Raw genomic sequence first — 13403 nt, 5'->3', positions numbered from 1 at the left:
TCTATTCTATGCCTATGCTAGCTGCTGTTTTACTTCCATTTCTAATTTCTTTTCAGCCTTCTTTTTACGCATCATATCAAAAGGCTTAACGGGTTGTTCTACTTTCATTTGAATGGTCATCATCGCACTTTTAGCCCTTTCGATTGGTACACCTTTTTCATCCCATAAATTTTCTATGGTTTGGGTAAAATGTCTAAATCCTGGACCATAGAATTCAATTTCATCGCCAACTCCGAAATTATTCCGTTGTTGGATTGTTGCCATTTGCGTTGCTTCATCATAGGCTAATACTTGGCCGACGAAGGTGTACGCTGGGATTTTCCTTTTATCTCCAAATAGCTGCTCATCTTCTGTTGGGGTGCCGTAATAAAATCCGGTAGCTAAATCACGCTGGGCGACTTTCCATAATTCGTCTTCCCATTCTTGTTGGAATTCATAATGGTCTGGGTCGGCACAGTAAGCATCAATCGCCGCTCGATACACACTGGAAACAGTAGATACATAGTGAATGGATTTCATTCGTCCTTCAATTTTTAAGCTATCGATGCCATTTTCCACAAGATCTGGAATATGGTGAATCATGGACAAGTCGACAGCGCTCATGGAAAATGCTTCTTCGGGATCTCCTGCAAGCAGCGAATGACGTTCATCTGGAAGGTCCATATCAAAGAGACCATATTTCCAGCGACAAGATTGCGAGCAGCCTCCACGGTTTGCATCGCGATTGGACATATGATTCGATAACGTACAGCGTCCAGAATAAGAAATACACATCGCGCCATGAATAAATGTCTCAATTTCAACTTCTGTTTTTTCACGGATTTCTTTGATTTCAGCCATACTTACTTCTCGACCTAACACAACACGTTCCAAGCCCTCTGCTTTCCAGAAATTCAAGGTTTCGTAATTCGTTGCGGACGCTTGTGTGGATAAATGAATCGGTAATCCCTCTGCTTCGGTTGCGCAAATCTCGATTAAAGCAGGGTCCGATACAATCACCGCATGAATCCCGATATCCCGTAACGTACGGAAAAATTCTCCCGCTCCTTTAGCGTCACCTTCATGGGTTACCATATTTGCTGCAACATAGACTTTTGCATGATGCTCATTTGCAAATGCGACGCCTTCCCGCATTTCATCATAGGTAAAATTCCCAGCACGACTCCTTAATCCATATGCATTTCCACCAATATATACGGCATCCGCACCATAGCGAATTGCTGTTTTTAGTTTTTCTAATGTGCCAGCTGGTGCGAGTACTTCAGGTTTTTTCGTTATTATTCGCATGTTCATCCTCCTCACTGAATCTCACTTGGGTCTTTTTCATAGAATCCTTCATCCAAACCACGTTCTGCTGGATGGAAGGTTTTTAATTGCATAGCTAATTTTTCGTATAAATCCTCGGTATATTTTTCAGAGGTAATTGCTTCTTTTGCTTCCACAAAAAGCTTCGCAATCGATACGAAATCGTCACCCTTCGTAAAAATACCATCGAGCTTCCACTGAGTTAATCCAGCTTCTGCCAATTCACCTAATTTGTCCATTAAGCTAATATCATTCGTTGCAAAAATATGTGTGCCATGGAGGTCTTCATAAATGGAATAATGCGTGTCTTTATTTTTCGGTTCCGAAATAAATAACCCGCGTTCTTTCTCCGTCGCATACGCCTGTTCAACAAAGCCAAAATAATTTTTAAGAAGGTTACGTTTCGATTGATGAATACAGGTCGCACCGTATACGAGCACCTCTACCGGAACCGTAACTTGTGCAGCGATTTCCTTCAACTCTACAGCCGTCAATTCTCTCGCAAGTACAGCTCCAATCGCACCTCGTTTTGCCCAAAAATTAATTTGGTTAGAGCTTGTAACTAGTGTTTGAGCATCGTATTGATAAGGCAATGAAATTCCTTTTGTTCTTAACAAATGGATAACACCGGGATCGCCTACGGTAATTGAATCCACACCAATCTCTTCTAAAAACGCTAGATAAGGAATAACGTCCTTGATCATGTCATTATGCATAATTGCATTAACGGCGACGCGAATTTGTTTGTTATGACGATGTGCCCATTCGGTTAGTTCTGCTATTTCTTCACGTGTAAAAGCATTTGGCAGTCGTAAGCCAAAGCGTTCTTCTCCTATATATAACGTATCAACACCAGCAGCAAGTAACGCTTTTGCTTGGATAGTTGATTCTGCAGTTGCTACAAGTTCAATCATTCACATAACACCTCTCCATTTTACTCGGTAAGTCTTTATCCTACCACAAATCAAGGGGGATGAGTTTGTGAAATTTGTGACAAATATGGGGAGGGGATTGGTGCTGTGTTCATCAAGGCGATGAAGTTCAAAGTGAACAGGGAAAGAGATAGAAATGATCTTCATCCGAATGCTGAAGATCAAAGTGCGGTGGTAAAGCTATAGAAATGAATTTCATCCAGATGTTGAAGTTCAAAGTGAGCTGGAAAAACCATAAAAATGAACATCATCAAGACGATGAAGATTAAAACATCTGGAAAAGCTATAGAAATGAACTACATCAAGGCAATAAAAATCAAAAAGTTAGATGAGCTGCTTCGAAAAACTACTTCACTTATTCAGCCGATTTTTCAAGCATGTTGTTGTTGAAAAAATAGTTGTTCCTTATAAGAATATTTAGTAAAATAAGGATAGTACTCACACCGCGTTTTTCCCTCATTACTACCCAAAGGGGATGTGTTTCGATGCTCCTAACTACTATAGTAAAAGACGATTCCACCAAGTACACCTACACGAAGCATGACCAACTATTTAAAGAACTCATTAACAACTTCTTTGCAGAATTCCTAGAAGCATTTTTTCCGGAAGTTCATAGGAATGTCGATTTTACGGCGATAAATCCAGTGTCGGAAGAAGTGTATACAGATGTATTGAAAGGCACAGCTAGAAGGTTGGACATTGTAATTGAGACAAAGTTGAAAGGTGAAGATACGATTATAATCACTCATGTCGAGCCACAAAGCTATTTTGAAAAAAAATTCCACGAGCGCATGTATCACTATTTCAGTCTATTGTATAATAAGTATCGAAAGCCAATTTTGCCGATTGCTGTTTTCAGTTATGATGAAAAAAGAAATGAACAAGATAAATTCACCATGCAGTTTCCTTTCTTTCATGTATTGACCTTTAACTTCCTAATACTGGAGTTGCGGAAAAAGAATTGGCGTACTTATATGAAATCAAATAATCCGGCAGCTGCAGCATTGCTAAGCAAAATGGGGTATAGCAAAGAAGAGAAGGTAGAAGTGAAGAAGGAATTTCTAAAAATGGTTGTGCGAATGAAATTAAATCCAGCAGAATCCAGATTTATTAGCGGATTTTTTGATACCTATTTAATATTAAATGAAAAAGAGGAGGAGCAACTGATGGAAGAAATCCAACAAATGGATAACGCGGAAGAGATTTTCGAGCTTTCGAACTCCTGGGAGAGGAGGGGGAGAGAGGCAGGGCGTGAAGAAGGACGTCAAGAAGGACGATCGATGGGGAAAAAGGAAGAGCGCAGAAATATCGCCTTGGAACTCTTGAAAGAAGGATTAGCAACGGAATTAATAGCAAAAGTCACACACATGACAAGGGAAGAAGTTGAGGAACTGCAGAAGGATCTGTAATACTTTGGAACAAGCAGTAGCTTTGATGAACCTATGGTGAAAAAAAGAGGAATCAGAGTGGGAGTTAATCTCAGAACGCCACGTATGAAGGGAACTGTAGACAATATTCCTATACTATACCTTTCCGCCCGTCAGTATTAGAAAACAATTTGACAATGAGAGCAGTCAATGAATTTTAAAAAGAATTATAAAAAATCCCGTAGATTAACAATAACGGGATTTTTTTAGACGTTACAACCTGATGATCGACAAAAAGGAAGCATGAGAACCGTCCCCATGCTTCCTACTTCAACCTGTCAACAACTCTATCCCCCCGAAAATAAACAGCCTTAACATCCTCCACATCCGTAATCTCCAATCCGGGAATCCCAGCTGTCACTACAAAATTCGCATCCATACCTTGTTGCAATTTACCAAATTTATCTCCTTTCCCCAAAACAGCGGAAGGATTTGCGGTCAGCAATGCAAGTATCTTGTTTTCATCAAACCCATTCTCTTGTAAAAGCTTCATTCCAGGATGAGCAATTTTCATATAAACATCCGGTCCCAATAAGGATTGATCTTTAAACGGTAACCAACTAACGCTTGGATATGGTGGTAAATAGGCATCGGTTGCTATGGAGACATCAATTTTATTTTGAATCAATTTCAATATATTTTCCGGAGAATTTGGTTCTAAATGGGTTCCACCCATCGGTGTTGTCACTATCTTCGTTCCTTGTAGGTTTGCCTTTTTAATCTGATCATTCGTGATACCGTGTGCATGATGCAGAACATCGACACCTGCCTCCAATGCCAATTCAATCGCTTCCTCACCAGCGACATGTACGCCAACTTGTTTTTCATATTGATGATATATTTTTACGATACATTTTAATTCCTCAAGTGTATAAATGATTTCCCCAGCACGCGGTACCTCATCAGCTGTAAAGTTTGCTGGTGTCGCATTTAGAAATAGGTTTTCACCCGGGTAATCAGATTGTCTTGCAATCTCTTTTACTAAACTCGGGTCAGATAAGTCTGCATGACGAACTCGTTTTGATTTCGTTACACCTGTATAATGCACCATTTCCTTAAATCCAATTGAGATACTTGTGGTAGCGAATGAAATATCAAGCGGAATATCCTTCACAGCATGACGATAATCAGTAATAGAAAAGTCACTGTTCGGATGCCCGCATATCTGTTCACCAAGTGCTGTGATACCCGATCTTAGTGCATGAAGAAGGATTGATTTTCCTGTCAGTAAATGGGTTGCTGGTGTAACTGGATATAACGATGATGGAGCAAATTCCAGCAGGTGCGTATGGCAGTCTACCAAGGAAGGTGTAATGACATAATCGGAATAGTCGATGACAGGCAAGGAGTGGAACTGGCTTTGTAACGTATTCCAATTCCCAACCTCAGCTATTCTTCCATCCTTTATGATCATCGCTCCTTCGTAAATAGTACCTAAGCTGCTTACAGTTACTATTTTGCCTGCTCGAACTAAAAAATTGTTATTCATTTTACACCACCAAAAACGGAGTTAAAAAATATGCAAGAATGCAAGCTGTTGCAATCCTGATAATCATGCCAATTAGAGCCGCGATAATGACTTCTTTCTCACGTAAGTCAGTTGATTCAGCCCAGATGGCGGGAATCTGACCGACGATAACGTATATAGGAAGACCGGAGTTTGCGAGGACAAAGGAGCCAACAATTAAACGTGGATCAATGGTAGCGGCTAAATCAGCAAGTTGAGCTACAGCGAGAGTAGGTGCAACCAGAAAAGAAACAATCCCCGTATTAGGTTCAATGCTGATTAAAGTAAGGATGGAAGCCATACTTGCTTCAATTGAATCCCATATTCCTGCGAATTTTAATATTCCTATTAGAATAAATACAACTGTTACAGCTGGAATAATGGTTAAAAAGAGTAATTCCGTTCCTTCTTTAGCAGAAGAAAAAATCGTATTTAACAGCCTTGTATTAGGTGTGAAACGTGGTAATACATCAAGGGTAACTTTTTTAGTATCATGATAAATTGTCTTAGATAAGAAGAGTGGAACAACGATTAATGGTGCAAATATCGATAAAAGTATGAGTGGAAATGCGTTTATACCAAAGATTGATAAGGCGATTAGGCCGAGTACAAATGTGGCGAAAGACTGTGGTGATTGAATCATGGTAGCGACTGCTATCTTTTGTTCCGCTTTAGTTGCTTTTGCTTTTAAAAGGATAGGACCTGCAATTCTTCCGGCTGCATTAATATCCCCCAGTATGTTATATGCACTGGGAATGATGACAGACGGATTGATTTTAAACCAACGCATGATTGGTACGAAAAGACGGATTAAGCCATCTGTAAACCCGAAGCGTTCCAAAATTCGACCAACGATTACACTGACGATGACAGCAATACCAACCTCGCTTGTTAAAAAGGTGTCTACAACTACAGGTTTTACTTCTTTGATGATGGTATCGAATAGTTGTGATAGCGAGTCAGGGGCAAGAAAAAGTACGGTGAGTGAAAAAATAACAATCAAGACACCTATGACTTCAAACAAGTGCCATTTTGAGCGGTTGTTCGGAACTTGTGAACCTGTCTTTTGTTCTTTATCCATCAGCTCTCCTCCAGGAATTTTATATATATTATGATGGAGATAAAAAATGTGTGTATGCCTAGTTTGATTGGATTAAAATGAGGTATAGCGAAGAAGAGAAGGTAGAAGTGAACAATGAATTTTTAAAAATGGTTGTGCGAATGGAATTTAATTTAGTAGAATTCAATTTTATTAGTGGAATTTTTGATACCTGTTTAAATTTAAATGAGAAAGTGGAAGAGTATATTGAAAAACAATCTGGTGAATGAGAGCAGTCATGAACTATAAATATTAGCTATAAAAAAATCCCGTACATACAATAACGGGAATTTTTTGCTTTCTGAATTGAATTATTAGCAATCTGAGACAAAAAGGAAGCATGAGAAGCGTCACCATGCTTCTTCCTGGCAATTAAACAATATTAATCGTATCCCCAACGAACATCTTACTGTTAGAGATCGTTCCAACAGGCAGTTCTAATGCTTTCATTGCTCCATGGACAGGTGCCACCAATTTCCAAGGTTTTAATTCCTCTACTACTTTTACAATCGTATTGGATTGATCTAGAAAGACGACATCAATTGGAAATCGCATGAAAAACATATGAACCGAATTACATGGTGTAATTAGCAGTCCTTCCTCTACTATTGGATGCTTGTGAAACAAAAGCCCCTTAAACCGCGTCCAATATGTATTTGCAAATCTAATCTTCAATAGCAGGTTAATTTCTTTAGCCATTAGCTTCCCCCCTCCTTTAATTGTTGTGTTCATTATAAAGTATTTTATGTTCTAAATAAAAAACAATATTTTAAGATAATGCATGAAAAAGAAAGGTTTTTGAAGTAATTTGCCCTTTATATAGGTCAAATCGCCTAATATGGGACTTTTCAATTAATTCGGTTCGATATATACTTCACTTAAGTTCTTAATCGAGAACAAATAAAATTAAAAAATCAGGAGGAATTAGAATGAATCATTTAGTTAGACTTTTAAAAGAAGAAGAAGGACAAGCAATGACGGAGTATGGGTTGTTGGTAGGGTTGATAGCAGTTGCGGTTATCGGTGCGTTAGTTCTAGTTGGTGATGAATTAGAAGCAGTTTTTACAACTATTAAAGACGAACTTGCTAAGATTTAAAAAATATCAATCACTTTTTAGCCCTGCACCTGCAGGGCTAAACTTTACCTAAGAAAGGAAAATCACAATGACAAACCTAGCACTCATCCTCATCCTTACCATCTCCGTCATAACCGATCTAAAGTCACGAAAAATCTTAAACATTATAACACTACCAGCAATTGTAGTTGCACTCATCTATCATTGCCTCACAGCTGGTTTTGAAGGTTTCGCTTTCAGTGGACTCGGATTTTTGGTCGGTCTTGGATTATTGTTCATCCCATTTATCATGGGTGGCATTGGGGCAGGAGATGTAAAACTGTTAGCAGCTATTGGAGCTTGGAAAGGAACGATGTTTATACTTTATACCGGAATCTATGCCGCAATCATCGGTGGACTGATAGCACTTGTCATTCTAATCAAGAAAAAACAGCTTGGATTAACAATTAAAAGTATGCTCTTTTCTTTATTCTTTTTAAAAGGAACAAAAGGATCCTTACAGATTTCCAGTAACGATGATCAGTCCGTATCTATTCCATACGCGATTCCAATCGCACTTGGCACACTCTTAACCTTTGTCATGGAGCGTTTTCTATGAAAAAAGGAGAAAAAGGACAGTCTTTAGTTGAAACGGCATTAATTCTTCCTATTCTTTTAATGATTATATTTGGAATAACGGATTTTGGTAGGATCTTTCATGCCTATTTGACATTGGATCATGCTGGGAGAGAAGCTGCTCGGGTCGCAACGGTAGGGGCCGAGGATAATTTAATTAAAACGAAAATTAGAGAGGCAACGAGTGGACTGATTGAAGAAGAACTAAATATTACTATTTTGCCTGTTGGTAAGGAAAATCGACCAAGCGGAAGTGATGTGACAATTACCTTGACCTATCCTGTTGAATTTTTAACACCATTTGTAGGTTGGGTAGTGGACGAATTTGATTTGGAAAATACAACGGTAATGAGGGTGGAATGATGAGGAAAAGAAAAGCGATTGTTAGAGATCAGGATGGTGTTGCGATGATACTTGTTGCACTATGCCTTTTTATTTTTGTAGGATTTACGGCTATCGTTGTTGATGCTGGCGGGTTATATTTTGAAAAAAGTCGTTTGCAGAAGGCACTCGATGCAGCCGTTCTTGGTGGGGCGCAAGTATTAACGATATCTGAGGCCAAAGCAGAAGAAGTTGCAGTGGAACTTGCTACGAAAAACGACTTTCCGGTGTCACTAGATGAGGTAGAAACTGGCAGTACCTTTATTCAGATACATAAAACGGTAAATAAAGATCTGACATTTGCTAGAGTATTAGGGTTTAATGATGCGGCTGTGGCAGCTACTGCTCGCGCTGAAATTATGAACTCACTAGATTCAGGGGATGATATTGTTCCAATTGGTATTGAACAAGGAGCATGTATTGAAGGAGAAGAAGCTGAAGAAGAGGAAGATTGTGAAAGATGGGAATATGTAGCTGGAGAGTCTTATACAATGCACTTTCAACCGGGGAAAAATTCCGTTAAAGGCAACTTTGGATTCCTGGATGTTGAAAGTAATGGGAAAAATCTACGTGACGATATTGAAAATGGTGTCACACTGCACACAGATGAAGTATTAACGAAGACAGGATTTTCTTGGGGGCAAGTAAGTAAGGGCTTCGATGATCGGGTCAAAGCAGATAAGGATAAAGATCACTGTCAACCGAATGAAGATGGAAGTGTAACAGCTGATAATTCATGTAGTAGAGTAATTACGGTACCAATCATTGAAACTTATGAAGAAGTGGAAGGGAAATCAACTGTAAAGATAATCGGATTTGCAGCCTTTTATGTAGAAAAAGTAATCGATGATGGAAATGATAGGCGGATCATAGGTAAATTCATCGACTTTGTCCGAGGTGGAGAATTCGCTGAAGGTGGAAAAGATTTCGGAATATCGGGAGTAAAACTCGTAAACTAAAATTTTAGAAGAAGGTGAAAGCATGAATACAAGAAAAATATGGTTTACAGCTATGCTCTTCGGAATCATTGCTGCAGGGCTAATGTATGTAATGGTCGTAAGTGATCAAAACGAAACAGTCGGACAAGCAACTACGACCGAACCGGAAGAAGGAGTTGAGGAACAAGAGGTGGAATCGACCACCGCAGCCGAAGCGGCAACGGAACCCGTCGAGAAGTTCAGCAATGAATTATTACCCATTACAGAAGGGAACCGGGCAATAACCGTTGCAGTTACAGATAACCAAGGAGTGGCAGGATTTATCGATCCAGGTTCGTTTGTCGATATTGTTGCAATTATGCAAGTACCAGAAGAACATGCAGAGACCCAACATGATTCCGCTACCCTTCTACTGCAAAATGTAAAAGTACTAGCAATTGGCCATGCTGCAGATGATGAAGAAACAATGAAGCGTTATCAGATGGTAACCATCGAAGTGACACCGAAAGAAGGCCTTTCTTTAGGTTTTGCAACCAAACATGAACTGTATCTCTTGCTGCGTGAAGAAGGCGATGATTTGCTTGAGCCCGATCATACACATGTCCATGAAGACGATTTACACGAAGGGGTGTTTCGCTAATGTTAAGCTTATATTCCATAGCAGATAATGATAGATTCACATCCACGTTAGAAAAGGCGGTAAATGAAGCCTATCAAATCAACTGGGTTTCAGCTGTTTCTACACTTAAGGACAAACTGCAACCAGAAAAGCATAGTGTAGTTCTATTACCGGATTCTTCTTCCTATGACATCTACAGTCTATGTACAACGATCATACAGGAATTTCCAAAAGCAAGCGTTCTATTATTTTTCGAAGATGAAGCAGACGTAAATATGAAAAAGGTAATTAGAGCAGGTGCTGGCGATGTTATCTTTTTGTCAGCTCCCTCTTCTAGAATTAAAGAAGATATTCACTTGGCCATCGAAAACAGTGAGAAAAAAATGTACGAACAGACACAATCAGGTTCTACGAAAGATGCGAAGGTCATCACCGTTGCAAGTACAAAAGGTGGGATTGGTAAAACAACGATTGCAGTAAATATCGCTGCATCCTTTGGAAAGAAACTGCAAAAAGTTGCGATTGTTGACTTGGATTTACAGTTTGGAGATGTGGCATTATTCCTCGATATGAAGCCGAAGCGAACTATTTATGATTGGATCAAAGAGGACCATACAGGAACACAAATTGAAAACTTTATGACAACTTATAAAGATGGCATTTCCGTTTTGGCAGCACCACAACGGCCAGAATTTGCTGAGGTCATTACTGGAAGCCATGTTCAAAAAGCAATTGATTCACTCAAGAAACATTATGACATCGTTGTCATTGACGCGTCCGTTACGATGGATGAAAAAATAATTGTCGCTTTAGAAAGTTCCGATGATATTTTAGTGATGACATATCTGGATTTGCCAACATTAAAAAACACAAAACTATTAATGGATACCTTCGTTTCTTTAGAAATGGAATCCAAAGTAAAGCTTATTTTAAATCGGCAAATGAAAGTAAAAGGAATGAAGAATGAAACAGCTGAAAAAGTACTTGGTCAGGAAATATTCACGTCCCTACCAGCAATGGATAAGTTATTGATTACATCTGTCAATGAAGGGCAGCCAATCACCTATTCCAACCCGAGAACAAAATTTTCCAAGGGAATTTTTAAAATGGCTGAAGCATTGCACCAGACAGGACAGCCCATGACAAAGAAAAATGCAAAGAAAAATAAGCAACAACTGAAAAAGCTGGCTGATGTAGGGGGGCATGCATAATGTCATTATTGGCTCGCCTTGGAGGAGAAAAACAAGAAGACGGGACAGCACCAGCAATAAAGGCTTTGGACACTATTAAAAAATCGACAGATACTGATTTGGAAATCAAGTTACACAATTTACTTGTGGAGGAACTTAAAAGGCCTGTTAATCAAAACAGAGAAATCGAACCGCTTATTGAGAAAATTGCTGAGGATTTTTTTGAAGTTGAAGGCAGAAACCTTACATTCGAGGAAAAAAAGCAAATTATTCATGATACGACCAATGAGTTAACAGGGTATGGACCGATTTCACCCCTTCTTGCTAATCCAAACGTTACCGAGGTCATGGTGAATGGTCCAACAGCTGTTTACATGGAGATTGATGGAAAAATTGAAAAAACAGGGGTTACTTTTCGGGATAATTTACATGTACTTCGTGTCATCGAAAAAATCGTTTCCCCACTTGGAAGGAGAATTGATGAAAGTGTACCGATGGTTGATGCAAGGTTACCTGATGGATCTCGTGTTAATGCGATTATCCCTCCACTTGCACTAAATGGACCAACAATTACAATTCGGAAATTTTCGGAGACACCGTTCACCATTTATGATTTATTACGCATGGGAACCTTAAACAAAAATATGGCAAATTTTTTAAAAGCGGCTGTTGAATCGAAACTCAATGTATTTATTAGTGGTGGAACAGGTTCAGGGAAGACGAGCACACTGAATGTATTGTCCTCTTTTATTCCACGCAAAGAGAGAATTGTGACGATTGAGGATGCTGCAGAGCTTAAATTATCCCAGGAGCATATCGTTTCATTGGAATCGCGACCACAGAATGTAGAAGGACAAGGGGAAATTACGATTCGGGATTTGGTCCGGAATGCCTTAAGGATGCGTCCTGATCGTATTATTGTCGGGGAGGTTCGTAGCGCTGAGGCACTTGATATGCTGCAAGCGATGAATACCGGCCACGATGGCAGTCTTGGGACAGGGCATGCGAATTCACCAAGAGATTTATTGGCGCGGCTCGAAACGATGGTCCTGATGGCCGGATTTGATTTACCTGTACGGGCAATCCGTGAACAAATCGCAAGTGCACTTGATATCATTGTGCAGCAAGCTCGTCTGAAGGATGGTTCCAGAAAGATCACGAGAGTTACAGAGGTACTAGGTCTTGAAGGAGATACGATTGTTCTTCAAGATATTTTCGTATATAAAGAGCAAAAAAACATAGCCACAGGAAAAGCAACGGGCTCCTTCCAAGCAACCGGGATCCGCCCTCATTGTGTCGAAAAGCTCGAGTTAGCTGGGCAAGATGTTAACGAACTGTTTAGGGAGGAATGGTAATGACATCAACACAGCTTTATCTTCTGATCGGTACCTTTATTCTCATAACGATCATTTTCAAGTTACTAATCACTTCCATTATAAATAAAGGAAAATATGAAAAACGCTTGAAAAAATACGTCGTCATTACTCCAGTACAAAAAAAGGATGAAAAGCGAGAAAAACAAAAAAGTCCCCTTCTGACAAATGTGAGCAAAGCCATTGAATCGGCTTTTCATTTAAAAAAGCATCAACAGGTTCTGATCCAATCTGGTGTAGAGCTCACCGTTGGGGAATTATTTATCGGTAGATTGGTAGTAGCATTATTACTTATAACAATTGGGTACTTCTATGGCTTACATGTCGTATGGCTGATTCTGATTGGAATTATTGGTTATCAGTTACCTCTTTTTTATATAAGAAACAAAAGGAAAGTGCGTTTGGCAAAATGCTCGGAGCAGCTTGGGGAAGCCCTTGGTACAATGGCGAATGCACTACGGGCTGGCTTTAGTTTTATGCAAGCGATGCAGATGGTTGCAAAAGAAATTGAAGCCCCATTAGGTCCAGAATTTTTAAAAGCATTACAGGAAATTAATTACGGTGTATCCGTTGAAGATGCATTCGAACGTTTATTGGAGCGATTACCAGATAAAGAACTTGAAATTGTGTTAAACACACTGATCATCCAACGTTCCAGCGGTGGGAATCTTGCCTTTTTACTTGAAACGATGCAGGAAACAATTATCGATCGTTCTCGGGTGAAGGGGGAAGTGAAATCGTTAACCGCCCAGGGGAAGATGTCTTCAGTCATCATTACCCTATTACCGATTGCTTTGGCATTTTATGTTCAACTTGTAAACCCAGAATATTTTCAAATGCTCTTTTCTCACCCATTAGGCTGGGCGATGGTCATTTTCGGATCCATCAACATTATTCTCGGATGGCTCTTCATTCGAAAAATTGTACAAATTGAGGTGTAA

The 13403-nt window shown here is 39.4% G+C and carries 15 protein-coding genes; 10 read left to right on the top strand and 5 right to left on the bottom strand.

Going from position 1 to position 13403, the window contains the following annotated elements:
• Positions 1-12 precede the first annotated feature (12 nt).
• Both MN204_RS00180 and MN204_RS00175 read right to left on the bottom strand, forming a co-directional pair.
• Positions 13-1287 carry a peptidase U32 family protein gene (locus MN204_RS00180; protein WP_249869056.1) on the bottom strand — a complete coding sequence of 425 codons (1275 nt, stop codon included), beginning with the start codon at positions 1285-1287 and terminating at the stop codon, positions 13-15.
• 11 nt (positions 1288-1298) lie between these two features.
• On the bottom strand, positions 1299-2216 hold the full coding sequence (locus tag MN204_RS00175; RefSeq protein WP_438804680.1) for a peptidase U32 family protein: 918 nt from the start codon (positions 2214-2216) through the stop codon (positions 1299-1301).
• Between the two features lie 506 nt (positions 2217-2722).
• On the opposite strand from MN204_RS00175, the gene MN204_RS00170 reads away from it, so the two are divergent.
• Positions 2723-3646 (top strand): Rpn family recombination-promoting nuclease/putative transposase, encoded by a 924-nt coding sequence (locus MN204_RS00170; RefSeq protein ID WP_249869054.1) that lies wholly within the window; start codon positions 2723-2725, stop codon positions 3644-3646.
• A 283-nt stretch (positions 3647-3929) separates the two neighbouring features.
• Here the strand turns inward: MN204_RS00170 and MN204_RS00165 are convergent, their stop codons facing one another.
• Together MN204_RS00165 and MN204_RS00160 are read right to left on the bottom strand one after the other, a co-directional pair.
• Positions 3930-5153, bottom strand: a complete 1224-nt coding sequence (locus tag MN204_RS00165) for an amidohydrolase family protein (RefSeq protein ID WP_249869053.1) — start codon at positions 5151-5153, stop codon at positions 3930-3932.
• A gap of 1 nt (position 5154) precedes the next feature.
• Positions 5155-6252, bottom strand: coding sequence for a hypothetical protein (locus MN204_RS00160; protein ID WP_249869052.1), 1098 nt, complete (start codon positions 6250-6252; stop codon positions 5155-5157).
• A 107-nt stretch (positions 6253-6359) separates the two neighbouring features.
• Here MN204_RS00160 and MN204_RS00155 point away from each other — a divergent pair, with 107 nt between their 5' ends.
• Positions 6360-6500 carry a hypothetical protein gene (locus MN204_RS00155; RefSeq protein WP_249869051.1) on the top strand — a complete coding sequence of 47 codons (141 nt, stop codon included), beginning with the start codon at positions 6360-6362 and terminating at the stop codon, positions 6498-6500.
• Between the two features lie 142 nt (positions 6501-6642).
• Here the strand turns inward: MN204_RS00155 and MN204_RS00150 are convergent, their stop codons facing one another.
• Positions 6643-6969, bottom strand: coding sequence for a DUF192 domain-containing protein (locus MN204_RS00150; protein WP_249869050.1), 327 nt, complete (start codon positions 6967-6969; stop codon positions 6643-6645).
• Between the two features lie 230 nt (positions 6970-7199).
• Between MN204_RS00150 and MN204_RS00145 the strand changes: the two genes are divergently transcribed.
• The 8 genes from MN204_RS00145 to MN204_RS00110 all read left to right on the top strand — a co-directional run bounded on the left by MN204_RS00145 (position 7200) and on the right by MN204_RS00110 (position 13403).
• A complete protein-coding gene (locus tag MN204_RS00145) occupies positions 7200-7367 on the top strand; it encodes a Flp family type IVb pilin (RefSeq protein WP_249869049.1) in 168 nt (55 codons plus the stop codon).
• Positions 7368-7434: 67 nt separating this feature from the next.
• Positions 7435-7944 (top strand): A24 family peptidase, encoded by a 510-nt coding sequence (locus MN204_RS00140; RefSeq protein ID WP_249869048.1) that lies wholly within the window; start codon positions 7435-7437, stop codon positions 7942-7944.
• The gene (locus MN204_RS00135) at positions 7941-8324 is read left to right on the top strand and encodes a TadE family protein (RefSeq protein WP_249869047.1); all 384 of its coding nucleotides are present in this window, start codon (positions 7941-7943) and stop codon (positions 8322-8324) included. The genes MN204_RS00140 and MN204_RS00135 overlap by 4 nt, the downstream gene beginning before the upstream one ends.
• Positions 8324-9301 (top strand): pilus assembly protein TadG-related protein, encoded by a 978-nt coding sequence (locus tag MN204_RS00130; RefSeq protein WP_249869046.1) that lies wholly within the window; start codon positions 8324-8326, stop codon positions 9299-9301. The genes MN204_RS00135 and MN204_RS00130 overlap by 1 nt, the downstream gene beginning before the upstream one ends.
• A gap of 22 nt (positions 9302-9323) precedes the next feature.
• Positions 9324-9920: a Flp pilus assembly protein CpaB gene (gene cpaB / locus MN204_RS00125; protein WP_249869045.1), complete on the top strand. Its 597-nt coding sequence runs from the start codon at positions 9324-9326 to the stop codon at positions 9918-9920.
• Positions 9920-11110 (top strand): CpaE/TadZ family protein, encoded by a 1191-nt coding sequence (locus MN204_RS00120; RefSeq protein WP_249869044.1) that lies wholly within the window; start codon positions 9920-9922, stop codon positions 11108-11110. Before cpaB ends, MN204_RS00120 begins: the two co-directional genes overlap by 1 nt.
• A complete protein-coding gene (locus MN204_RS00115; protein ID WP_249869043.1) occupies positions 11110-12444 on the top strand; it encodes a TadA family conjugal transfer-associated ATPase in 1335 nt (444 codons plus the stop codon). The genes MN204_RS00120 and MN204_RS00115 overlap by 1 nt, the downstream gene beginning before the upstream one ends.
• Positions 12444-13403: a type II secretion system F family protein gene (locus MN204_RS00110; RefSeq protein ID WP_249869042.1), complete on the top strand. Its 960-nt coding sequence runs from the start codon at positions 12444-12446 to the stop codon at positions 13401-13403. Before MN204_RS00115 ends, MN204_RS00110 begins: the two co-directional genes overlap by 1 nt.

The organism is Oceanobacillus saliphilus, assembly GCF_023522835.1.
Lineage (GTDB): Bacteria > Bacillota > Bacilli > Bacillales > Amphibacillaceae > Oceanobacillus > Oceanobacillus saliphilus.
The sequence above is the reverse complement of the archived record's forward strand: the minus strand, read 5'-3'. Positions and strand labels throughout refer to the sequence as shown.

Coding starts and splice junctions, on each gene's coding strand:
- MN204_RS00135 (WP_249869047.1), top strand. CDS start 7,941: ATGAAAAAAGGAGAAAAAGGACAGTCTTTAGTTGAAACGGCATTAATT.
- cpaB (WP_249869045.1), top strand. CDS start 9,324: ATGAATACAAGAAAAATATGGTTTACAGCTATGCTCTTCGGAATCATT.
- MN204_RS00140 (WP_249869048.1), top strand. CDS start 7,435: ATGACAAACCTAGCACTCATCCTCATCCTTACCATCTCCGTCATAACC.
- MN204_RS00165 (WP_249869053.1), bottom strand. CDS start 5,153: ATGAATAACAATTTTTTAGTTCGAGCAGGCAAAATAGTAACTGTAAGC.
- MN204_RS00115 (WP_249869043.1), top strand. CDS start 11,110: ATGTCATTATTGGCTCGCCTTGGAGGAGAAAAACAAGAAGACGGGACA.
- MN204_RS00145 (WP_249869049.1), top strand. CDS start 7,200: ATGAATCATTTAGTTAGACTTTTAAAAGAAGAAGAAGGACAAGCAATG.
- MN204_RS00160 (WP_249869052.1), bottom strand. CDS start 6,252: ATGGATAAAGAACAAAAGACAGGTTCACAAGTTCCGAACAACCGCTCA.
- MN204_RS00130 (WP_249869046.1), top strand. CDS start 8,324: ATGAGGAAAAGAAAAGCGATTGTTAGAGATCAGGATGGTGTTGCGATG.
- MN204_RS00180 (WP_249869056.1), bottom strand. CDS start 1,287: ATGCGAATAATAACGAAAAAACCTGAAGTACTCGCACCAGCTGGCACA.
- MN204_RS00150 (WP_249869050.1), bottom strand. CDS start 6,969: ATGGCTAAAGAAATTAACCTGCTATTGAAGATTAGATTTGCAAATACA.
- MN204_RS00110 (WP_249869042.1), top strand. CDS start 12,444: ATGACATCAACACAGCTTTATCTTCTGATCGGTACCTTTATTCTCATA.
- MN204_RS00170 (WP_249869054.1), top strand. CDS start 2,723: ATGCTCCTAACTACTATAGTAAAAGACGATTCCACCAAGTACACCTAC.
- MN204_RS00120 (WP_249869044.1), top strand. CDS start 9,920: ATGTTAAGCTTATATTCCATAGCAGATAATGATAGATTCACATCCACG.